Below are 22927 nucleotides of genomic sequence, written 5' to 3'. Positions count from 1 at the left end.
GCTTCCCACAGCCGCGCCGGCCGCCCCGCAACCGTCCGGACGTGGGAAGAAGGCCGGGCATGGGCCCCGCCGGCGCGGGCAGACAAGCCCGTAGGCTCGTAGCGGCGGCGCGGCCGGGCACCGGTCCCGCCGAAGACCGCCCGACCGGTGTTCCCCGGGGGACGGCCGGCGTCATCGAGGATCGAACGAGGAGGCGGACGTGCCCGTGGAGGTCACCTGGTGGGGTCATGCCACCTGCACGGTGGAGGACTCCGGTGTCCGGGTGCTCACCGACCCGCTGTTCGCCCGGCGCTTCGCGCACCTGCGGCGGCGGCGCGGCGCGGTGCCTCCGCCGGGGGCGGCGGTCGCCGACGTGGTGCTGCTGTCCCATCTGCACTCCGACCACCTGCACGTGCCGTCGCTGGCCCGGCTCGCCCCCGGCACCCGGCTGATCGTGCCGCGCGGCGCGGTCGCCGCGGTGCCGGGGCTCCGGCTGGTGCGCAGGCTGCGGCACCTGCGGATCGCCGAGGTGGCGCCCGGCGACGAGCTGCGGGTGGGCGCGCTGACCGTACGGGCGGTGCCGGCCCGGCACGACGGTCGGCGGCTCCCGGTCGGCCCGCACCGCGTTCCCGCGCTCGGTTACGTGGTCGAGGGCGAGGCGCGCACGTACTTCGCCGGGGACACCGGCCTCTTCGACGACATGGCGAAGGCGGTGGGCCCGGTCGACGTGGCGCTGCTGCCGGTCGGCGGCTGGGGGCCGCACCTGGGCGAGGACCACCTCGACGCGACCCGTGCCGCGGAGGCTCTGACGCTGCTGGAGCCGTACTCCGCGGTGCCCGTGCACTACGGCACGTACTGGCCGATCGGGCTGGACGGGGTGCGCCCGCACGAGTTCCACGCGCCGGGCGAGGAGTTCGTCCGGCACGCGGCGCGGCTCGCCCCGAAGGTGGCGGTGCATCTGCTCGGGCACGGAGAACGGGTCCGCCCGGAGGTCGGCCGGTGATCCAGGAGGTCATGCGGCAGTTGCCGACCGCCTCGGCGCAGCAGGCCATCGGATATCCGTCGTTGTTCGCCCTGGTCGCCCTCGGCTCGCTGATACCCGTGGTGCCGACGGGGGCGCTGGTCAGTTCCGCGGCCGTCGTCGCCTTCCACGGGCCGTCTCCGCTCGCCCTGCTGTGGGTGTTCGCGGTGGCGTCGGCGGCCGCGTTCCTGGGGGACGTCTGCCTGTACTGGCTCGGGGAGCGCGGGGTGGACTCCGAGCACGGATCGCGCTGGCTGAAGGCGATCACCGACCGGGCCGCTCCCGACAAGCTGGAGCAGGCGCGCAAGAAGCTGGACGAGCACGGAGTGGCGGTTCTGGTGCTCTCCCGGCTGATCCCGGCCGGCCGCATCCCCGTGATGCTCGCCTGCCTGCTGGGCAGGATGCCGCTCGCCCGGTTCGTCCGGGGGGATGTGCCGGCCTGCCTGGCCTGGGCGGCCACGTACCAGCTCATCGGCATCCTCGGCGGTTCCCTGTTCCCGGAGCCGTGGCAGGGCGTGGTGGCGGCGGTGGGGATCGCGCTGCTGATCAGCGGGGTACCGGCGCTGTGGCGCCGGGTGCGGGATCGCTTCCCCGGCTGACGCCCCCGGTCCGGAAGCGGGGCGGCCGGACCGGCTGCCCGCTCACGCGTTCCCGGGCCGGAATGCGGCGCCTCCGGTGCCGGGGCTGTCCCGCCCCGCGGGGGGTCCGGCCGGAATCCCCGCACTCCGCCGCTTTCGTCCGTCCCGTTCGTGCGCTCTCCCCTCGGCCGCACGTTCGGCCCCGGAGCGACAAGCGATACGGTGACCCGGTCGACGGCCGCGAGCGGACGGGCGAAGCGGTCGGCCCGGGTGGACTTGGGGGAATGGATGACGTTCGAACAGGAGTGGGCCGAGCTGCGTGCGGCGGCTGCCCAGCGGACCGCCATGCAGATCAACAGCGTTCCGGCCGACGGAGGCGGGGGCGGCGGGAGCGGCGACCTGGTGGTCAACCGGGACGATCTCGGCGCCATCGGGAACGACGCCTACGCCCTGCGGACGCGGCTCTCGAAGGAGGGCGACCTCGCCCGCCCGTCCACGTTCGACGCGGCGATCGCGCTGACCAACGGGAACTTCGCGTGCGGCTCGGCGGTGTTGAAGGTGCACGACTTCTGGCAGACCCATCTCAAGACGCTGGTGGACTCCTGCGCGCAGATCTCGAACCACCTCGACTACTCCAAGGCCCAGCACGCGAAGGACGAACTGAAGGTCCAGGGAGATCTGGCACCGATCTCCAAGCTCACGGAATACATGAACTAGCGCTCGGGGGAGCACGCGCATGCTGAAGTTCGAGGACATAGTCGACGCCCCGGTGGGGAAACTGAAGACCGCGGCCGACAGCTGGTCGGACATGGCGGGGAAGCTGGACACGCTGGCCGCCGACGCCTCCGACGGGATGAAGGCCAGAGCGGACAAGGCCGACTGGGAGGGCGTCAACGCGGGCGTCACCCGGGCGTTCATCGGCAAGACCGCCAAGGAGTTCGCGGACGCCGCCGCCGAGGCCAAGGGTGTGAAGCAGATCCTCGAAGAGGGTCACGCGGCCATCAAGGCGGCCAAGGACGACCTGATCGCGATCCGCGACCACGAGGGGCCCGCCGCCGGCGTCCACGTGGACGGCAAGGGCAAGGTCACCGCGCGGCACCCGCTGTCCGAGAACAACACCGCTCGGCACGACCCCGATTACAGCGATCTCCTGCGGCAGGAGCGGGAGAACATCGAGTCGTGGCAGAAGAGGATCGACCTCGTCGTCGACAACTGCAACGACACCGACGTCTCCTTCAAGAACGCCCTGGAGAAGAACGTCACCGACCGCAAGGACTTCCAGGCCCCGACCTACACGAAGCTGGACCAGGAGGAGGCCGCCCGCGCCGCCGAACTGGCCTCCAAGGGCCGCGACATCACGCACACCGAACTCCAGCAGCTCAACGAACTGCTCAAGGACAACAGCGGTTCGGTGGAGTTCTCCAAGAACTTCTACGAGAAGCTCGGCCCGGAGAAGTCGCTCGCGTTCTTCGGCCAGCTCTCCACCGACACGTACGACTACGGCAAGGTCGACAAGCAGCGGCTCGAAGACGTCCAGCAGCTCCAGAAGAACCTGGGTCTGAACCTCGCCACCGCCTCGCACGACAAGGACTTCGCCGACAAGTGGGGCCCGGAGCTGCGGAAGATGGGCACGGAGCGCATCCCGCTGACCAAACACGACTACAACGGGCCCTACGGCTACCAGTTGCTCGGTGGGATCATGCGGTACGGGAACTACGACGCGAAGTTCCTCAACCCGATCGCCGAACACGTGGCGCAGCTCCACCAGAAGGACCCGTACATGTTCGCCGACAACAAGGTGGTGAACAGCCCGTTCAAGAACCCGTTCAACCCCTCGGGCGTGAACGGCGCGGGCTACGACCCGACCACCGCCATGCTGGAGGCGCTCGGCAACAGCCCGGAGGCGGCGAAGAAGTTCTTCAGCGACGCCCCGACGGCGTACAACGAGGACGGCACCGTCAACCGCGGGGCGACGGCCGACCTCGGCAAGGGGATCGACAACTACCTCGACTTCTTCGGCAACGAGAAGTGGGAGTCCTTCGGCGACGTCAACTCGCTCGACGAGGACGAGCTCAAGGGGTCGCTCAACCACATGCCCGACGCCCTGGGGCACGCCCTGGAGGCGGCGACGCTGGGCTATCCCGCGGGGCATCCGGACGGCAGTGTGGTGCGCGACGCCGACAACGCGGGTGTCATGCAGCAGGTCATGGAGAAGTACGGGGCAGACGCGGGCCTGCTCAAGCAGCAGGAGGCGCTGGCCGACAGCCTGGGGACCATGGGCGCCGGCTACATCGACGACATCAACTGGGCTCTGGACAAGGGCGGTACGGACAGCGTGTTCGCCCCCGGGAAGAACCCGGAGGGCCACATCGACTTCGAGGACGACGAAGAGGGCCGGAGTGTCGCCCGCGGGTTCCTCAGCGCCATGGGCCAGCACCCGGACGCCTATGCGACGCTCTCGACGGCGGAGCAGGTCTACACCCGCAGCGTGCTGGAAGGGCAGGTCGGTCCCGACGGGGTGATCGACAAGGGCGGGGCCCGGTCGACGGTGCACGTGGGCGCGGAGGTCCAGGGCATGCTCGACCAGTCCCGCGCCGACCAGGTCCAGGCCGACAACATGAAGACCCACGAGGACTACGAGAAAGCGGTCGCCAAGCGCTCGGGGTGGGTGGAGTTCGGTGCGGTGGCGGGTGTCGCCGCCGGTGTCGCCTTCCTGCCCGCCACGGCCGCGGTCGGCACCGCCGCCGTTCTCATCCCCTTGGCGACGGACACCGCCAGCGGCGCGGCCGAGCAGGTCATCGGACAGTTCATCGGAGACATGTCGGACAACTCGGTCGACGCCAGCAAGGAGAAGGCCGAGGAGCTGACGGAACAGGAATGGAACCGGATCTACCGTTCCGGGGAGTCCATGGCCGAAGCGCCGATGGAGGAGTTCCTGGCGAGCAACACGACGGACAAGGACAGCGAGTTCCGCCAGGACATGAAGGAATCCATGAGGCTCGGCTATTCGACCGGAAACGACCGGGAGAACCAGCAGGGCAGGGCTCCGGAAACCGGCTGACGAGGCACATATGGGTACGGGTGGAGGGATGAGGATCGTGGGACGGGTGCGGGCAGGACGCGTGACTGCCGCTGCGGGGCTGGTCGTGGCGCTGGGGGCCGGGCTGGTGGCCTGCGGCTCGGAGGACACGGCGGGCAAGGAGGACGGGGCGACCGCCTACGTCGGCGCCGACGAGGTGTGCGGCGGCCTGTTCGAAGGCGCCTTGGCGAAGAAACTGGAGACGGTCACCGGGACCACCGAGTTCTTCGACAAGGGCGACGGCACGGACAAGGTCGTGGAGGCCCTGACACGCGGATACGAGTCCGGGCACCGCTCGGCCGCGGGCGGGGACCTGTGCGAGTTCAGCCGCAAGGGCGGCAGACCGCGCGACGCGGCGGACATCACCTTCTCCATGTACGCACCGCAGGACCTGGAGGATCCGAGCACCGCGCCCGGCACGCAGGCGTACACGATGGGCAAGAGGTCCGAGGCCAGGGGCGCGGGGGCGTCGATCTACCTCGCCTGCGTGAGTCCCGAGCTGAAGGGTTCGAGCACGGACCCCCTGCGCGTCTACGGGAGTTTCACCAACAAGAGCGATGCGGCCGACACTCCCGAGATCCGTGCGGCCAATCTGGAGATCCTCCACGCCGGCGCGCTCTCGGTGGTGAAGGAACTCGGCTGCGAGGGCGCCGCGGGCCTGCCGGAGACCCCCGTACTCACACCGAAGTAGCGGCGGGGCCGCCCGCGGCTGGGCCCGCCCGGCGGCTGCCGCACCCGCACGTGCCGCAGGGCCCGTACCCCACGTGGGGTACGGGCCCTGCGGCACGTGCGGGTGGCGGGTCGAGACCCGCTCATCCGGTCACCGGACCGGCGTTCACTCCCACACGGCGACCAGATCGGCCGCCACGATGTGGATGGAGCCGCAGGTGAAGGAGATCTCGTGGGACATGCCCGCCGGGTGCGGGAGCACCTCGTCGAGCTGCAGGGCACCCAGGCGGGGCATCGTGCCGTCCGACTCCTCCGCGTCGGTCCGGAAGGACCGCACATCTGTGTAGCGCAGACGCAGCCCGCTGTCGTGCTTCCATTCGTTCGCCGACAGAGCCAGCTCCAGAGAGATCACCGTTTGCTCGTCGGCAAGGACCGTCCTGGTCCACTCCAGGTCCTTGACGCACCGGGAACTCCGGAAATCGTAGTGCCCGGGATCGCAGGCGTACGTGGCGGCACCGGGGGGAAGACCGGCGGAGATCTCCGGTAGTGCCTCCAGATAGTCGCCCGGGTCCAGATGGAAACCGTAACGGTCCGGCAGCGGTTCCACACGTACGTACTGCATCAGCAACCACCGCCGGTGATGCGCGGGCGCATCCAGCTGTCGCCCTTGATGTTCTGCGTTCCCTTGGGACCGATGCGGCGGTCTCGCCTCATCTCCTCCACCGCCAGCCCCTTGAGGTTGTTGTAGACGTTCCGCGGCACTTCGACGTCAGTGCCCTTCCCGTGCTTGGAGAACCACCCGTTGCTGCCGAAGATGCCGACTTCCTTGCCCTTGTGGTACACGTGCACCTCGAAGTCGGAAGTGCCGCCGATGTCGAATCTGTCGACCCGCCCGGTGTATCTGCTGCCGAAGTTCAGTGGGTCCTTGGAACCCTGGGTGAACCCTCCAGCATTGTGGACGAGGACCGGTTCCTGACCGGCCAGCACATAATACGTGTGCAGTTCGGCCACGGTCAGGTTGTGAACGGTGGCCGCCGCGGTCCACCTTTCGAGGGACTCGATGCGGAGCAGGTCGCCCCGGCGGGTCCTCAGGTGCTCGCCGGTCGTGAGGTCGCCGGCGTCGAGCCACGTCTTCAGTTCCGGGACCCAGAACGGGTGGCCCTCGGTCGCGGTCACCGAGACGGTACGAGCAGCGCCCTTGTCCGCCCCGTCGTTCTGCGCCCCCTCGACGGAGAGGGTGATCCGTACCAGGTGCTTACGGCCCTCGCCGGTGATCTCGGCGGTGACCGTGCGGGCTTCGGTGCGACCGGTCTCCGGGTCGGTGGCCAGGACCTGGTCCCCGGTCTCGATGTCCTCGATGGGCTTGCTGGTGCCGTCGGCCATGAGGACCGCGGTGCCCGGCACGAAGCTGTTGCAGGGGATCGCCTCCCTGCTCGCGCCGACGCCGAGGTACGCGACGAAGGCCGTGTTGACGAAGTCCTCGATCACCTTGCCGCGGGCGACCTCCTTGGCCTTCTCCGCGCAGGTCTTCGGCTGGTGGGCGCAGTAGGTGGCCGCGATCTCCTTGGCCTTCTCCACGTCGTTCCCGCCGTGCAGCACGTAGAGGTACGCCTGGCGGCAGCCCTCGCGTCCGTAGCAGGCGGAGCCCTCGTCGGCCGACTCGTAGACCGGGTTGTACCAGAAGTCGTCGGTGAACTCCCCGTCCATCGCGCTGGCCCAGTAGTCGGACAGCTTGTCGATGTCGTTGGTCACCGGGGTGTTGTCGGCGACCCAGACCTTCTTCGACTTCTGCTGCTTCTTGTAGTCGGTGCCGCGGCGGTAGTCGGTCGTGCCGGTCTTCGGGTCGTAGCCGACCGCCTCCTGGGTCTTCTTGTCGCAGTTGGCGAGGCTGTACTGGCAGGAGTTGGGCCGGGAGCCGATCTCCGTGCCCGCCGGGTCGGAATGGGTCACCGGGTTGTTGGCGGCGTAGGTGTAGCCGTGCATCTGCTGCGGGTCGTCGGCGGTGAACAGCGGGTCGACCGACAGGAACCGTCCCGTGGCCGGGTCGTACTCACGGGCGCCGAGATGGGTGAGCCCGGTGGAGGCGTCGGTGGTCCCGCCGACGAAGCCCCTGGTACCGGGCCAGTTCGCGGGTCCGGTGCCGCGGGTGCCACCGAAGGGCTTGGTGCGCCGCTGGGTGAGCGCCTGGCCGGCGGCGTCGACGGCCAGTTGGGCGGTGCCGTGGTGGTCGGCCAGGGTGAAGGTGATCCTGCCGTCGTCGGTCTGGACCGCCTGATGGCCGCCGCCGAGGTCGAAGTACCGGGTGCCCTTGGCCGTCGTGCCGCCCTTGGCCAGCGTGATCTCGGTGGTGCCGAGGTAGAGGGTGGTCTCCGTGGGGCTGCGCCCGATCAGCCGGTTGCCGTCGGTGTCGTACAGGTACTCCGTGACCTTGGCGGTGCCGCCCTCCACCGGCTCGGTGACCTTGGCCAGGTGGCCCTCGGCGTCCCAGTCGAGGGTCTGGGAGGTGCCGTTTCCGAGGAGGCGGGTCTTGGTGTCGCCTGTCTCGTCGTAGCCGAAGCTGTCGGTGGACTTCACCGTGCCGGTCTCGGTGTCCACCGAGGACAGGCGGTGCGAGCCGGGCTGCGGGTAGTGGTAGGTCCGCAGGCTGTCGGCGCCGGCCCCGGTGGCGTGTCCGGTCTCGGTGAGCCGGTTGCCGACCACGTCGTAGGTGTAGGAGTCCCAGTAGGGGGCGGGGCCGCCGAGGACGGCGGTGCTGGGTGCGGTCGCGCAGACGGCCGTGGACTGCGTCCACGCCTCGGTCGTGCGGCCCAGGTAGTCGTGGGCGAAGCACTGGTTGTCGGTGCCGGAGCGGGAGGTGTCCGAGACGGACAGGACGTTTCCGGCCTCGTCGTAGGTGTAGGTGTTGGCCTGGTCGGTGCCGGCGACGTCCTGCCGGTCGACCCGGGAGGTCGCCAGCCGCTGGGTGCCCCACTGGTAGCTGTTGGTCTCGTACGTCGCCTTCCCGCCGCTCGCGGAGAAGGTGTACTGCAGCGGCTTGCCGGTGTAGCTGTAGGAGGTGCCGGCGCTGAGGTTCTGCGGGCCGCTGACCGCGATCGGGCGGAGCGTGTCGTCCTCGTACGTGTAGGCCGTGGTGGTGGCCGCCAGCGATCCGGCCTTGGGGTATCCGACGCCCTCGACCAGGCCGGACGCCTTGTACGTGGTGGCGGACAGGTAGGTGCCGGCCAGCGCGCCTTCGGTGGCGGGGACGGTGACCGAGGTGCGCAGCGGCCGGTAGAGCCGGTCGTAGGCCAGCACCTTGGTGCTGTACGCCTGGCCGCCGCTGTAGCGGATCGACTCGGCGAGGTGGCCCTTGGCCCCGCTGACGGTGTCGTAGACCCACTTGGCCCGCAGGGTGCCGGTGCTGGATCCCTCGCGCAGCTCGGTCTCGCGGCCCTGACCGTCGTACACGTGCGCGAGGACGGTGTTGCGGGCGTCCTTGGAGGTGGAGAGCAGCCCGCGGTCGTCGTAGGTGTGGTGCGTGGCCCCCTTGTCGGGGTCGGTGGTGTCGGTGAGACGGCCCAGGGGGTCGTAGGTCCAGGTCCAGGCGTTGCCCGCCGGGTCGGTGGTGCTGGTCATCTCACCGCGCTGCGAGTAGGCGTAGGCCGTCGTGTCGTAGGCGGCGTCCGCGTCGCGCGCGTGGAGCGTGCGCAGTTCGGTGGTGTTGCCGCGGGCGTCGGTGACGGTGGTGGTGGCGGTGCCGCCCACCGGCGGGATCACGGTGGTCCGGTCCCCGCCGTAGATCGTTCTGGTCACGCCGAGGACCTTGCCGCCGTCGCCGTTGCCGGCGACCCGGCGTTGTTCCGTCGGGCGCCCGAGGCCGTCGTAGGCGTACCAGGTCTGGGTCTCGACGGCGAGCGCGTCGTCCAGCCGGAAGAGCGTGGTGGACGGGGCGGTGGTGTCCGTGTAGTAGGGGGCGAACTCCTTGGCCGTCAGGCCGCGTTCGTCGTAGAAGGTGTCGGTGAGCAGGGTGCCGTCCCCGGGTCCCGGCGCCTGGGTCTGGCGGGCGCGCAGGAAGCCGTCGTAGAGGACGTACGAGGTCACCTGGGCACCGTCGTTGCCGATGGTCCTGGTGCCGACGGCGACCGCCTTGCCGTCGGCGACGGTGTAGGTGAACTCGTAGCTCGGGACCTGGGTGGTGGTCCGGTCGGGCAGCCACACCTTGGTGGCGCGGCCCAGCGGGTCGTAGGCGTAGGAGGTGACCTTGCCGTTGGTGTCCGTCGCGGTCAGCGGCAGGCCGCGCAGGGGTTCGAAGGTCTGCGAGGCGGTCGTCGCGGTGGTGCTGTCGCCGGGGACGACGGGCGGGTTGGTGACGGTCGAGCCGGTGGCGAGGCCCGTGGTGGGCGTGTACGCGGTGGTGGTGGTCCGGCCGTCGCCGCGTGCGGTACGCGTCAGCGTGCCCGCGGAGGTGACCGTGACGTCGGCGGTCAGGTCGGTGCTGGTGAGCGTCCGCCCGTAGACGTCGTAGGTGGAGCCGGACTCCAGGTAGACGGCGGTGGTGCCGTCGTACTTCTTCAGCTTGGCGACGCGGGTGGCGTCGCCCTTGCTCGCCGCGGCGCCGTAGGCGCCGCCGTCGTAGGCCGTGCGGGTGTCGGAGACGACGTCGGCGGGCCGGTCCACCGTGGCGGCGTCGCAGGCCTTGGCCACCGTCTCGACGCGGACGGGCGTGGCGACGACGGCGCTGCCGGCCGCGTAGGTGGTGCGCGTGCACTGGTCGTCGGCGGCGGTCGCGGTGTCGCCGGCGTCGTCGGTACGGGTGACCTGGCCGGTGGCCGCGTCGAAGGCGTTGCTGGTGGACGTGGTCCGCCACGCGGCGCCGGCGCCGTCGTCCAGGGAGGTCCAGGTCCGGGTGTTCTCGGTGCCGGAGAGATCGGCGGTGACGGTACCCCAGTCCCGGACCTTCTTCGCGGTCTCCCTGTGCCAGGGCCGGCTCACCGTCTTGCCGAGGACCTTGCCTCCGGACCCGGAGTAGGTGACCGTCTTGTAGGCGAAGCCGGCGGACGAGGAGTGGTCGGCGAGGGCGTCGCCCTCCCCGGTTCCGAGGGTGACGCTGACGCTCTTGGTGCCGCCGGCGGTGTTCTTCCGGTCGCCGTCCATGCCCCGCAGGAAGTAGGTGTCGGCCTGGGTCCGCATGGCCGCGGCACCGCCCTGACCGCCGGTGCGCACGCGTACGTGGCCGTAGCCGCGCCAGTCGGACCAGGTCTTGAACTTCTCCTGGGTCATGCCGTCGGTGTCGTCGTAGTGCCAGGCAGCGCCGTCCAGGTAGTCGTACATGGTGACCTGGTCCGGGGAGCCGCCGGTGCGGTCGGTGGCGGTGACGGTGGCCACGACGTACTTGTTGAACCACTGCCGCACCGGGTCGTCGGTGGAGCTGCCGCCGATGTACTGCGGGAAGCAGCGGGTGGTGTTGGTCTCCGGGACGGGCGTCGCGCCCGCGGCGCAGGCGGGGGCGGAGTAGCCGACGTCGAGCTGGCCGCCGGACTCGTCGGCGATGCCGGAGAGCCGTGCCTTGATGAAGGGCGCGAAGCCGTCACCGGTCTCGTCGAGCCGGTTGGCGAGCTGGGTGTAGGCGAAGGTGACCTTCGGCAGGGTGACGGAGGCCGTGCCGTCGTGGCCGGTGCGCTGGACGGAGTCGAGCAGGAGTTGGTAGTCGACGTCGGCCTGGCCCCAGCGGTGGCCGAGCGTCCAGCCGTCGACCTTGGCGTACGCGCCGGCGGCGAGGACCTCGGTGGTGACGCCGGTGAGCCGCTTGCGGGTGAAGAACGCCGGGGAGAAGCGGCCGTCGTCGCAGTCGGTGCCCGCCGTGCAGTTCAGGTCCCAGGGGGTGTCGTACCAGGCGAAGGCGTCCTTGGTGATGTCGGCGCAGGTGGTGCCGGTGGCCGGGAGGCAGCGCTCGGAGCTGGTGAAGTCGACCTTGGCGAGGGCCTGGGCCGAGTAGACGCTGGTGGACCGCAGGCCGTACTCGATGCGGTCCAGGGTGCCGCCGCGGACGTAGGGGGTGTCGTCGGCCGCCTTGAGGTTGCGGCCGTAGGAGTTGGCCTCCTTGTCGTAGTAGTAGGCGGCGGCGTTGCCGTGGGTGTCCACCACGTAGTCGAGGTTCCAGCGGTAGCCCTGCTGGCACCAGGAGTCGGCGAACGCGGAGGCGTGGCAGGGTTCGCCGGTGTCGTCGCCGAAGACGGGCGTGGTCCAGGTGGAGTCGGTGGTCTCCTTGCCACTGGCCCAGCCGGGCAGCCGGTTGTAGCCGAAGAAGTACCGGGTGCCGTCGGGGGTGGTGACGCGCCAGTACTCGTCGTCGCGGGCGCCGTTGGAGCGGACGTCGGTGGCGGTGCCGCGCAGCCGGTCGATCCGGGTGCCGTCGTCGGTCTTCAGCTTCCAGGAGTCGGTGCCCGCGGGCACCAGTTCGCCGCCGGTGCCGTTGAGCTGGAGGACCGCGTTGTCGTAGCCCCAGCAGAGGTCGCCGGGGGTGTTGCCGTCGGCGTTCTCGACGTCGTCGTCGGAGCAGCTCTTGTAGCGGCGCTCGATGAAGCCGGGCGAGAGGTCGAATCCGTCTCCGACCCAGGAGGACTGGTTGTTGGTGTTGCCGGTGCGGCCGTCGACCGAGCCGGAGGAGTAGGAGAGGGCGAGGTTCGGGACGAGTCCGCCGGGGACCTGGGGCACCGCCATCGGGTAGGACCAGCCGAAGGAACCGCTGTTGAGGTCGGTGCTCCAGGTGGCGGAGGCGGCCAGGGACGTCGCCTTGTAGTCGCCCAGTCCGCCGCCGGTGTCCGCGACGGCGGCGAGGACGGTGGCCGAGGAGGCGCTCAGGGGGACGGCGTCGGCGGTGAGCGTCCGCCGTTCGCCGTCGTTGACCGTCTCGACCGGTTCGGCCGTGCGGCAGCGGGCCTCCTGGGGGCTGGTCAGCACGCAGGCGGGCAGCCGGACCAGTGTCAGCCGGCTCGCGTAACCGCCGCCGTAGGCGTCGGCGAAGGAGGAGTAGTCGATCCCGGCCCGGACCGTGCCGGCGTCCTGCGCGCGGCCGGCCCGGAGGGTGAAGACGGGTCCGTCCACTCCGGCCTCGTCGGCGAAGGCGCGGTCGAGCACGCGCGCGGCGACTTCGCCGGTGGCCGCGTGCTCCCCGTCCTCGGCCCGGGTGCCGAGGGTGAGGGGGAGCTTCCCGGCCCGGAGGGCGGACTTCGCCGTTCCCCTCCCGGCCGGCGGCAGTTCGACGGTCGCCGAGCCGGCCTCGGGCCAGGCGGTGGCCGGAGGCCGCTGCGGGGTGCGGGGGCCCTTCGTGACCTTGCGGGCCACGGCCCCGCCGGCGGGGCCGCCGGGCAGCGGTTTCTCGGCGGCGGGCAGTTCGGGTGTGCGCCAGGCCTCGGCGACCGCCGGGGCGGCCATCCCCTGGAGCAGGCCGGCCGTCAGGACGGAGGCGGTGGCCAGGGCGATTCTGCGCCGCAGGGCCTGCGGCAGGCGGAAGGTACTTCGTGGTCCGGGTCTCATGGTCATCCCTCGTGGTCCCCCGAGCGCGGTGCCGGGTGCCTCGGACTGGGTGGCGTGGCGGTGCGGGCGGGCCGGGCCCGCGCCCGCCGCCTGTCGGGCGGCGGGTGCGGGTGGTCCGGCGGGCGGACGGGGTCAGTCGCCGCTGGGCACGGCGGTCTCCACGCCGGGCATGCCGACGGCGAGATGGCTGATCTGGGTGGGCGTGAGAGCCCCCTGGAAGGTCCAGAGGTCGGACACGGTGCCGGGGAAGTACTCGCCCCAGGTGCTCGCACCTGTCTTCGCGCGGCCGAGCTGGAGGTTCTGCGTGGCCTTGAACGTCACGACGTCCTCACCGGAGGAGTCGGTGTCGGTGCAGCCGGACACGTCCGGCTCGCCGTTCTCGTCGGTGTCCGCGCACGCCACGTCCTGCAGTTCGCCGTTGACGTAGAGCTGCAGTTCGCGGGCGAAGCCGTCGTAGACGACCGCGAGGTGGGTCCATTCCTGGACGGTGAAGAACTGACCGTTGTCGACCTGGGTGGTGAGGGCGTCGGCCTTGTCGGCGTCGGCGGTCTCGATGCGCCAGCGTCCGGGGTCGCCGTCCGCCGCCGCGCCGGGCACGTACCGGACGGCGAGGGCGCTCCTGGTGGTGCCGGGCGCGCTGAGCAGGGTGACGTTCCCGGTGGGCTGGGCGGCGGCCTGGACGAAGGCGCTGACGGTGAAGCTGGCGCCGGTGTCGACCGTGGGCACGCCGGTGGCGGTGGCCGCGTAGTCGTTGACGCCGTCCAGGGTGAGGCCGCCGTCCACCCAGCCCGATCCGGTGGCGGCCCCGTTGTAGAGGGTCATCCCGGCGCCCGCCGCCGACGCGTCGGGGGTGGCCGGCGGGGTGCCGGCGGCCGACTCGAACTTCCAGCGGGAGCCCACCTGGGGACGCTGCTTGAACAGCTGGCGGACCTCGTCGCCGGAGACGGCGCGGTCGTACAGCCGTACGTCGTCGGTGTCGCCCTTGAGCGGGCTGGTGACCGTGCCGTTCGGGTCGAGGCCGCTGCCGATGGTGAGCGGCCCCTCGGACGACAGACGGGCGGTGAAGGCGGTGCTGGCCTGCAGCACGCCGTTGACGTAGAGCAGCAGTCTGCCGGCGTCGGCGTCGTAGACGCCCACGACGTGGTTCCACTCGCCGAACCGGCCCGCGGCGCAGTTGGTGTTCTCGGGACAGGCGGTCTGGGTGGCGCGGACGATGGCGGCGTCGGCCGTGTCGGCGTCGGTCCGGGAGAACACCCAGCCGCCGAGGGCGGAGGAGTGGTACAGCTCGAAATTGCGTCGCACGGAGCCGAGTTGTGACGCCACGGTCATCGCTCTGGCCGGTTTGTCCTTCGGTAGCCGCACCCAGGTGGAGACCGCGAAGCTCTGGAAGGTGTCCAGCAGGGGGCGGCCGGTGGTGGCGTGGTCGTCGACGCCGTCGAAGGTCACCGCCCGTCCGCTCACCCCGGTGGTTCCGGTGACGGCGCCGCCCTTCAGCGTCGCGTCGGCCGCCTGGCCGCGGCCGGTCACCTCGGTGGCTCCCGCCTCCTCGTCCAGGGGCAGGACCAGCTTGGCCGGACGGCCCGTGTTCGCCGGCTGCCCGGTCGCGAGCCGGGCGGCCTGCGGGTCGGTGAGCTGGTAGTCGAAGAGCTGGACGTCGTCGAGGGTGCCGGGGAAGAAGTTGGCGAGTTCACCCCAGTGGCGTGCCGCACCCATCAGGGTTCCGCCCCGCGCGTCCCAGGGGTTGGTGTACGGGGCGGTGCCGGCCAGCTTGCCGTTCACGTACAGCTTGAGCAGGTGGTTGGGGTTGTCGAAGACCCCGACGAGGTGGGTCCACTGCCCCAGCCGGGCGGTGGTGCAGGCGGTGTCACCGGTGGCACAGGGCGGCTGGACGGCCCGGGTGGAGGTGCTTCCGGAGGCGGCGTCGTCCGAGTGCCGCAGGAACACCCAGCCGCCCAGGGCGGAGGAGTAGTAGATCTCGTAGCCGCTGTTGTTCTGGCCGGACTGGGACAGCGCGATGACCGGGCGGCCCGGATCGGTGCCGGGGAGCTTGGCCCACAGGGACACCGAGAAGCTCTTGCCGGTGTTGAGTACGGGCGAATCGCTGGCTGCCCAGTCGTCGACGCCGTCGAAGCCGAGGGCCTTGCCGGACACGCCGGCGCCGCCGGGCGTGGCTCCGTGCAGCGCGGCCGGCCAGGCGCCGCCCGCTCCGGCCACGGCGGTCGCCCCCGCCTGCTCGTCCATCTGCCAGGTCAGCCGGTCGGGCTGGCCGGAGCGGACGCGGAAGGTGTACGTGGTGGGTTCCGAGCCGTTGCCGGCGGCGTCGAAGGCCTGCGCGGTGATGAAGTTGACGCCGGGCCTGGTCGGCATGAAGGTCATCGTCTTGAGCCCGCCGCCCGTGGTGGTGAGCGTGTGGGCGCTGCTGGGCGCCGCGTTGACGCCGAACCAGTACTTGGTGACGTCGGTGGACGTGGTGTCCACGGAGAAGGTGCCGTACCTACCGACACCGTCCCACCAGGGGTCGTCGGGATGGTCGGGATCGGACTCCCCGTACTGGGCGGAGTCGATCACCGGGCCGACGGGCACGGACGTGTCGTACATGAAGTGGCAGCCGTGGGCGCCCGTGTAGCTCCACGCCGACCACTGCGCTCCGTCGTAGGAGCGGACGTGCCAGTCGACGTGCCTGTTCTTGGGGATGCTGCCGGGCAGCACCAGGGAGAAGTCCGACCCGCTCTTCTTGGCGGTGGTGCGGGCCGAGGTGTAGCGGGCCTTCCACCCGGCTCCGTCGCCCGAGTCCCAGGACGCCTGGAACTGCACGGAGACGGTGTCCCCGTCGGGGTCGGTGACGTTGTTGGCGCGGACCGTCGCGGTGGAGCGGATGCGGACCATCTTGTCCGAGGCCACGCACGGTCCGCCGGGGCTCATGGTGAGCTGCGACAGCTTGATCTTGTCGGGGGCGCGGTTGTACCGCACGCGCAGGTAGGCGTCGTCGGAGAACCGCTTCCAGGTGTAGCGGTCGTCTTCGCTGGTGGCCCGCAGCCCGAAGGTGATCTGCGACCACTTGGCGGCCGCGGCCTGTGCCACCGCGGACTTGACGTCGAACTCGGCGTCGGCCGCGGCGCAGCCGTCGTATCCGTGGGCGAAGCTGCGGGTCTGCAGATGGTCGGCCCAGAAGCCGGAGGCGTTCTGGCTGTTCCAGGTGGTGGAGGAGTTGATGCCCTTGGTGCGCCAGATCTGCACTTCGCGGTTGTCGCAGGAGGCCGCGTAGGTCTCGCGGACGACGAACTCGGCGGAGAGGATGGTCCGGCCGGCGAACCTGGTGGTCGGGATCTGGTAGAAGAGCCGCTTCACGTCGTAGGGCGCGCAGTAGGCCCAGCCGCAGTAGCCGAGGCCCGCGTCCGATTCGCCGTTGAACTTCCACTGCGGGGAACTCGCCCAGTACCTGGACGCCATGGTCCAGGAGGTGGCCTTCGGGGAATACCACTGGGGGTCGATGTAGACGGGGTAGACGGTGCCGGATCCGGTCAGCAGGTCGTGGTCGGGGGTGAGGACCAGTTCGGCGCCGTCCCCGGCGATGTCCACGCCGACCTGCTCCAGGCGGCCGGACTCTCCGGCGGCCGGGTCCTCGGCGCCGGCCGCGGGCTCCGCGGCGGTCGCCGTCCGGGCGAGGGAGGCCGTGGACGCGCCTTCGGCGCCCTCGGCGGCCTGGCCGCCGCCGCTGGAGTCCCACATCACCGGGGTCGGCGCTTCGAAGACGACACCGCCCGCGCCCTCGTCGACCGCCCGCAGGCCGCCGGTGGCGGTCTCCTCGACCGCCATGCCGTCGGCGCTGAGCCGCAGCCGCAGCGCGGCGAGTTCCGGACTCCGTGCGGCCTCGGCCGACTTGACCACGAGCAGCTGCGTGAAACCGTCGACGAGCGCGGTGAGCCGCAGGTCGACGTCCGGCAGGATGTCCGCATATGTTGCCATGCTCGCGTCAAGCAGGGGCGCGGGGACGGCGCCGGGCCACGCGAGCTCCAGCGTCCGCCCGGCCCGCTCCATGCGCACGAGCGGAACCTTCTCGCCGCCGCCGGAGAACCCGAGACCGACGGTGGCGGCGCCGGGAGCGACCATCCCGTCGCCGGACGGGGCGAGATCCGTGTCGATCGGCCGCCACTCGCCGTCGATCCGGGTCCGCACCGGGCGCAGGTACTCCCGCGCCTCCAGGTCGCCTTCAGGGGTGGCCCAGACCTCGCTGCTCTCCCCCCGCAGGGAGGCCACCTCGACCTTCCGGCCGGTCCGGGCCGCCGCGGCGAACGCCTCGTCCTCGGAGGCCGCCGCCATGGCACCGGGTCCCTCCGCCGGGGCCGTCGGGGACTGCACGGCCCGCGCGGCGGGCTGCGGGCCGGCCGCCACGGCCTGCGGGAGCGCTCCCATCTGCAGCAGCCCCGCCGCCAGGGCGACGCCCACGCCGAGCGCCACCCCCCTGCCCGTTCTCCCACGTCTTCCGGCACCGAACCGCATCCGTCGCACTCCCCCACCCTCGACACAAGATCACTGAGCGGAGAAAACTTATGAGCGCCGCGGGTCGGAAGCGCGAATTCCGTTCCCCGGAACGATGAACTCCCCTTGCGCACCGTTCACTTCGACGCCATCTCGCGTCGGCGCGGGACCGGTAGCAGCAACCCTCTCTTCGCCTTCCGGCCGCCGTCCCCGCCTTCAGGACAGCACGGCCCCCTCCCCCTCCAGCGCCGCGCGGTACACGACGGACGCGGCGGCGACGTCGAGGGCGGCGTGGCCGGTGGACTTGAAGACGGTCAGCTCGCCGGAGGCGCGGCGGCCGGGGTGGGCGCCGTCGAGGACCGCACCGAGGGTGGTCGCCCGGCCGGGCGGCAGGCCCTGGAGTTCGTGGGCGCCGGCCGGGAGCGGGGCGGTGACGGCGCCGGGCCACTCCACGAACAGCGAGCCGTCCCGGACGGTGGCCGGGTCGAGTTCGGGGCCGTGGGAGCCGCCGACCGAGCCGACGTGGGCGCCGTCGGCCAGCCAGGTGCGGTGCAGCACCGGGGTGCGGGCGCCGGTGCAGCAGAGCACCGCGTCGGCGCCCCGCACCGCCTCCTCGACGCCGGCCGCGGCCGCCCGCGGGTGGCGCGCGGCGAGCGCACCGGCCCGCGCCGGGTCCCGGCCGCCGACGACGACCGGAGTGTCCGCGAAGTACCGTGCCAGCAGGTCGAGTTGAGCGCCGGCCTGGACCCCCGTGCCGATGACGGCGATCCGGCGCGGCTCGGCCGGGCCGAGGGCGCGCAGGGCCAGCGTGGCGGTGGCGGCGGTACGCACGGCGGTGACCGCCTCGGCGTCCATCACGGCGAGCGGCCGGCCGTCCTGCTCGTCGAACAGGACGACCACGCCCCAGTGGGTGCTGCGACCGGGGTGCGCCGGGTCGGCGAAGACGGAGACCAGCTTCGCGGCCAGGCCGAGGCCGGGGACGTGGGCCGGCATCACGCCGAGCAGCCCGGCCGGGGCCTCGGCGGCCACCCGGGGCGGCGCGGACGCGGTACCCCGCGCGACGGACACCAGGGCGGTGGTCAGCGCTTCTGCCAGCCGGTCCGGGTCGAGACAGGCCCGGGTCCGTTCGGCGTCGAGTACCAGCATGCGGCTCAATCCCCCTCCGGGACGGGCGTGTCCGTCGTGGTCGGTTCGTCGTCCGGGGCGGCGGGCACGCCGAGGGCGGTGGCGACGGCGTCCGTCGCCGCGGCGAGCGCCGCGCGCAGTTCCACCAGTGCGTCCTCGCCGAACTCCGCGTCGGGCCCGACGACGGTCAGCGCGCACAGCGGCCTCCCCGGCTCGGGCACCACCGCCCGGCTGACGGAGGCGACCAGCGCCTCGTTGCGTCCGCGCTCCACCGCGAAGCCGGTGCGGGCGACCCGCTCCAGGTCCGCGAGCAGCCCGTCGGGACCGGTCATCGGGTGGCCGTCCGCCTCCGCCGGACGCAGGTACGGGCCGCGCGCCGCGGGCTCCAGGGCGGCGACCAGGGCCAGCGGTCCGGCGAACCGGTGCACGGGCAGGGCCTGGTCGCCGAGCAGGCTGATCATCTCCAGGCGGGCCGGCCGGACCACGTCGATCACCCGGGACCGGTCGTGTTCGAGCACTTGGAGGTTGGCCATCATCCCGGTCCGCGCGGCGAGTTCCTCCAGGGCCGGGCGGGAGAGGGTGGCCAGCGAGCGCGCGGCCGCGGTCCGGGACAGCCGCAGCGCCGCCGCCCCCGGCAGGTAGTGGTCCCCGGTGCGCAGCACCCAGCCCCGGCGCACCAGGTCGGCGAGGACCCGGTAGGCGGTGGGGCGGTGCAGTCCGACCGCGTCGGCGACCTCGCTGAGCCGGAGCGGCCGGTCGGCGCGCGAGACCGCCTCGACCAGATCCAGCGCCTTGTCGACCGCCGAACTCGCCGATCTCGCCAACCCGACCACCCGCTTCCCTTACCCGACGTCGTACCCGCACGGTAGCGTATGTTCCGACTGCCGTAACAGATGTTACAGCAGATGTAATTCTCTTGTTGGTGTCCGGTCGCAGCGCGGGCACGGAAAGGTGTGACCCGATGGCTCACGAGGATCTCCCCGCCCCGACTCCGTTCGCCGCCCCGGCGGAGGGCACGGTCGTGCTGTACCGGAGCGCCACCCTGATCGACGGCACCGGCGGCCCGGCCCGGTCCGGCGTCTCGGTCGTGGTGGACGGCGACCGCGTCAGGACGGTCGCGCCGGACGGCGAGATCCCGGTGTCCGTGCTCTCCGAGGCACGGATCGTCGACCTCCGGGGCTCGTACGTCGTACCCGGCCTGATCGACTCGCACCAGCACCTCGCCACCCCGCCGAACCGTCCGGTCGCCGAGGCCGTGCTGCGCCGCCAGGTCTACGGCGGCGTGACCGCGATCCGCGACATGGCGGACGACCTGCGGCACGTCTCCGACCTGGCGCGGGCGACCCTGGTCGGCGAGATCCCCGGCCCCGACATCCACTACGCGGCGCTGACCGCCGGTCCCGGCTTCTTCGTCGACCCGCGCACCTGGCAGGTCTCGCAGGGCGCGGTCCCCGGACACGTGCCGTGGATGCAGGCCATCACGGAGGAGACCGACCTGCCGCTGGCGATCGCCGTCGCCCGGGGCACCTACGCCACCGCGATCAAGATCTACGCCGACCTGCCGGGGGCCACGGTGGCCGCCCTGACCGCCGAGGCGCACCGGCAGGGCCTCGGCGTCTGGGCGCACGCCGCCGTCTTCCCCGCCTCGCCGGGCGAGGTGGTGGACGCCGGGGTGGACGTCGTCTCGCACGTCCACCTGCTGGTGCACGAGTTCGCCGGCCGGGCGCTGACCAGCTACCAGGACAAGCCGCCGGTGGACCACGCCCGGTTCGCGTCCGGAGACGACCCGGAGATGGCGGCGCTGTTCACCCGGATGCGGGAGCGCGGCACCGTCCTCGACGCCACCAACGCCCTGTGGGACTGGCTGGCCCAGGACGCCGACACCCCGCAGGAGAAGGAACGCGCCCGCGCCAACGCCGAGTTGTCGGCGGCGCTCACCGCACAGGCGTACCGGGCCGGGGTGGAGATCTCCACCGGCACCGACTACGAGAGCGCGCCGGGCGAGGCGTTCCCCTCGCTGCACGACGAGTTGGTGTTCCTGGTCGAGCGCTGCGGCCTGCCCGCCTCCCGGGCGATCCGGGCGGCGACGCTGGGCGGCGCGCTCGCCATCGGGGCGGCGGACTCCATGGGCACCGTCGCCGACGGCAAACTCGCCAACTTCGTGGTGCTCGGCAGCGACCCGCTGGCCGACATCCGCAATCTGCGCGACATCACCCTGGTGGTCAAGCGCGGACTCCCCCTGGACCGGGCGGACTTCACCCCCGCGTCCGCCGACCGGGAAGGAACCGGACCCCGATGACGGTACGGACCACGCAGACGCAGCCGGCCCCGGCCGCCCCCGCACGGCGGCCCCGGGACGGCATGCTGATCGTCAACGCCCTGGGCGGGCTGGAGAACCCGAACGCCGCCGAGGCGGCCGAGAGCGCGGGCGGGCTCCTTCAGGGCATCGACCAGATGGCGATCGACGACCGGGCCGTCGCGGACGCGCGCGCCTCCGGCGTGCACGCGGTCAACATCACCCTGGGCTATGTGATGGGCGACCTGGAGCCCTACGCGCACACCCTGCACGAGATCGGCGTCTGGGACGAGCTGATCCGCTCCCGCCCGCACGACCTGCTGCACGTCCGCACCGCCGCGGACCTGTACCGGGCGCGCGACGAGGACCGTGTCGGTGTGATCTACGGCTTCCAGAACGGCGTGGCCGTCGGCGACGACCTCGGGCGGATCGCGGAGTTCCAGCGGCGCGGGGTGCGCGTCTTCCAGCTGACGTACAACCAGGCCAACCACCTGGGCGACGGGTCGATGGCCCCGGAGAACCGGGGGCTGACGCCGTTCGGCCGGGAGGTGGTCGAGGCGGTCAACGAGAGCCGGATGATGGTCGACCTCTCGCACAGCGGCGAGAACACCTGTCTGGAAGCGGCCCGGATCTCCTCCGTGCCGGTGTCGATCAACCACACGGGCTGCCGTGCCGTGACCGACCTGCCCCGCAACAAGACGGACGAAGAGCTGCGGCTGGTCGCCTCGCGCGGCGGCTTCGTCGGCGTGTACTTCATGCCCTTCCTGAACGTCACCGGCCACGCCACCGCCGACGACGTCGTGGCGCACCTGGTGCACGCGGTGAACGTCTGCGGGGAGGACGCCGTCGGCATCGGCACCGACGGACCGGTGACGGCCGTCGACGACCTGGACGCCTACCGGGAGAAGCTCGCCCAGCACGTGGCGGAGCGGCAGGCCGCCGGGGTCGGCGCGGCCGGCGAGCGCGCCGACACCTATCCCTTCGTGGTGGACCTGCGCGGCGTCGACCAGTTCCGCAAGCTGATCGGCCTGCTGGAGCGCGAGGGGTGGGGCTCCGAACGCATCGAGAAGGTGCTCGGCCGCAACTTCGCGCACTACGCGGAGCGTGTCTGGGGCTGACCGCGCGGAGCGGGGTCACACCTCGCGGGAGCCGCCGACCGGCAGGTCCCACAGGTTCTCGCGCGGGTGTCCGGCCCGCTTCCACGCGGTGCGCAGCCGGCTGAGCGGTTCCAGCACCGGTTCGGCGGACAGCAGGAACGTCGCCCAGTGCATCGGCGCCATGGCCCGCGCGCCGAGGTCCTCGTACGCCTGCACCGCCTCCTCCGGGTCGGTGTGGACGTCGGAGAGCCACCACCGGGGGTCGTACGCGCCGATCGGCAGCAACGCCAGGTCGACGCCGGGGTGGCGGCGGCCGATCTCCGCGAACCAGTGGCCGTACCCGGTGTCGCCGGCGAAGTAGATCCGCCGCCCGGTGCCCCGCACGTCGGTCAGCACCCAGCCGCCCCACAGGGACCGGCAGGTGTCGAACAGGGTCCGCTTGGACCAGTGGTGGGCGGGGACGAAGTCGAAGCGGACGCCGCCGAGCTCCGCCCCCTCCCACCAGTCCAGCTCGGTGACCCGCGTGAACCCCCGGCGGCGGCACCAGCGGCCGAGCCCGGCAGGGACGAACAGCGGGGTGTCCCGGGGCAGCCTGCGCAGGGTCGGTGCGTCGAGGTGGTCGAAGTGGTTGTGGCTGATGACGACCGCGTCGACCGGCGGAAGGTCCTCCCAGCGCACGCCCACCGGGGTGATCCTGGCGGGCGTGCCGACGATGCGCCGGGACCAGACGGGATCGGTGAGCACCGTCAGGCCGCCGAGCCGTACCACCCAGCTCGCGTGACCGGCCCAGGTGACGGTCGGGGCGTTGGTGCGGGGCAGCGGCGCGGGCGCGTAGGGCAGCCGGCTGATGCCGCGCAGCCCTTCGGCGCCGGGCCGCAGGGAGCGTTCCCGTACCAGCCGGGCCATGGCCCGGACACCGGGCAGCGGTGCGGTGAGCCGGTCGGCGAACGACCGGGGCCACACCCGCGGGTCCTGCGGCGGGCGCGCTCCGGGGTCCGCGCCCGGCAGGGGCCGGGCGTCGGGTCCGGACGGCAGGGGGGCCCGCGCGGCGGCGTTCGTACCCCCGGACTGCTCGGTCATCGGGAGGCT

At 72.1% G+C, this 22927-nt stretch carries 13 protein-coding genes; 7 read left to right on the top strand and 6 right to left on the bottom strand.

Translation table 11 applies throughout. From position 1 onward, the window contains the following. The first annotated feature begins 199 nt into the window (after positions 1-199). The 5 genes from Q0994_RS24385 to Q0994_RS24365 all read left to right on the top strand — a co-directional run bounded on the left by Q0994_RS24385 (position 200) and on the right by Q0994_RS24365 (position 5348). Positions 200-982: an MBL fold metallo-hydrolase gene (locus Q0994_RS24385; protein WP_299538320.1), complete on the top strand. Its 783-nt coding sequence runs from the start codon at positions 200-202 to the stop codon at positions 980-982. 11 nt (positions 983-993) lie between these two features. Further along, positions 994-1599 (top strand): DedA family protein, encoded by a 606-nt coding sequence (locus tag Q0994_RS24380; RefSeq protein WP_299538425.1) that lies wholly within the window; start codon positions 994-996, stop codon positions 1597-1599. A 267-nt stretch (positions 1600-1866) separates the two neighbouring features. Then, positions 1867-2295, top strand: a complete 429-nt coding sequence (locus tag Q0994_RS24375) for a hypothetical protein (RefSeq protein WP_299538318.1) — start codon at positions 1867-1869, stop codon at positions 2293-2295. A 19-nt stretch (positions 2296-2314) separates the two neighbouring features. Beyond that, the gene (locus tag Q0994_RS24370) at positions 2315-4639 is read left to right on the top strand and encodes a hypothetical protein (RefSeq protein ID WP_299538316.1); all 2325 of its coding nucleotides are present in this window, start codon (positions 2315-2317) and stop codon (positions 4637-4639) included. A 61-nt stretch (positions 4640-4700) separates the two neighbouring features. Further along, positions 4701-5348, top strand: a complete 648-nt coding sequence (locus tag Q0994_RS24365) for a hypothetical protein (protein ID WP_299538314.1) — start codon at positions 4701-4703, stop codon at positions 5346-5348. Between the two features lie 144 nt (positions 5349-5492). Here the strand turns inward: Q0994_RS24365 and Q0994_RS24360 are convergent, their stop codons facing one another. From Q0994_RS24360 to Q0994_RS24340, 5 genes are all read right to left on the bottom strand, one after another. After that, entirely contained in the window at positions 5493-5948 is a 456-nt protein-coding gene (locus Q0994_RS24360; protein WP_299538312.1) for a hypothetical protein, read from the bottom strand. Next, positions 5948-12847: a polymorphic toxin-type HINT domain-containing protein gene (locus tag Q0994_RS24355; RefSeq protein WP_299538310.1), complete on the bottom strand. Its 6900-nt coding sequence runs from the start codon at positions 12845-12847 to the stop codon at positions 5948-5950. The genes Q0994_RS24360 and Q0994_RS24355 overlap by 1 nt, the downstream gene beginning before the upstream one ends. Before the next feature lie 126 nt (positions 12848-12973). Then, positions 12974-17299, bottom strand: a complete 4326-nt coding sequence (locus tag Q0994_RS24350) for a LamG domain-containing protein (protein ID WP_363325569.1) — start codon at positions 17297-17299, stop codon at positions 12974-12976. A 237-nt stretch (positions 17300-17536) separates the two neighbouring features. Continuing rightward, positions 17537-18466, bottom strand: coding sequence for an ornithine cyclodeaminase family protein (locus Q0994_RS24345; protein WP_299538308.1), 930 nt, complete (start codon positions 18464-18466; stop codon positions 17537-17539). Between the two features lie 5 nt (positions 18467-18471). Continuing rightward, a complete protein-coding gene (locus tag Q0994_RS24340; protein WP_299538306.1) occupies positions 18472-19269 on the bottom strand; it encodes an IclR family transcriptional regulator in 798 nt (265 codons plus the stop codon). Positions 19270-19406: 137 nt separating this feature from the next. Here Q0994_RS24340 and Q0994_RS24335 point away from each other — a divergent pair, with 137 nt between their 5' ends. Both Q0994_RS24335 and Q0994_RS24330 read left to right on the top strand, forming a co-directional pair. Next, positions 19407-20744 (top strand): amidohydrolase family protein, encoded by a 1338-nt coding sequence (locus Q0994_RS24335; protein ID WP_299538304.1) that lies wholly within the window; start codon positions 19407-19409, stop codon positions 20742-20744. Continuing rightward, positions 20741-21859 carry a dipeptidase gene (locus Q0994_RS24330; protein WP_299538302.1) on the top strand — a complete coding sequence of 373 codons (1119 nt, stop codon included), beginning with the start codon at positions 20741-20743 and terminating at the stop codon, positions 21857-21859. Before Q0994_RS24335 ends, Q0994_RS24330 begins: the two co-directional genes overlap by 4 nt. A gap of 15 nt (positions 21860-21874) precedes the next feature. Here Q0994_RS24330 and Q0994_RS24325 read toward each other — a convergent pair whose 3' ends face one another. Then, positions 21875-22918, bottom strand: coding sequence for an MBL fold metallo-hydrolase (locus Q0994_RS24325; protein ID WP_299538300.1), 1044 nt, complete (start codon positions 22916-22918; stop codon positions 21875-21877). Positions 22919-22927 lie beyond the last annotated feature (9 nt).

This window comes from uncultured Streptomyces sp. (genome assembly GCF_947488945.1).
In the GTDB taxonomy this organism is placed as follows: Bacteria; Actinomycetota; Actinomycetes; order Streptomycetales; family Streptomycetaceae; genus Streptomyces.
This window is presented reverse-complemented; position numbering and strand designations above follow the sequence as displayed.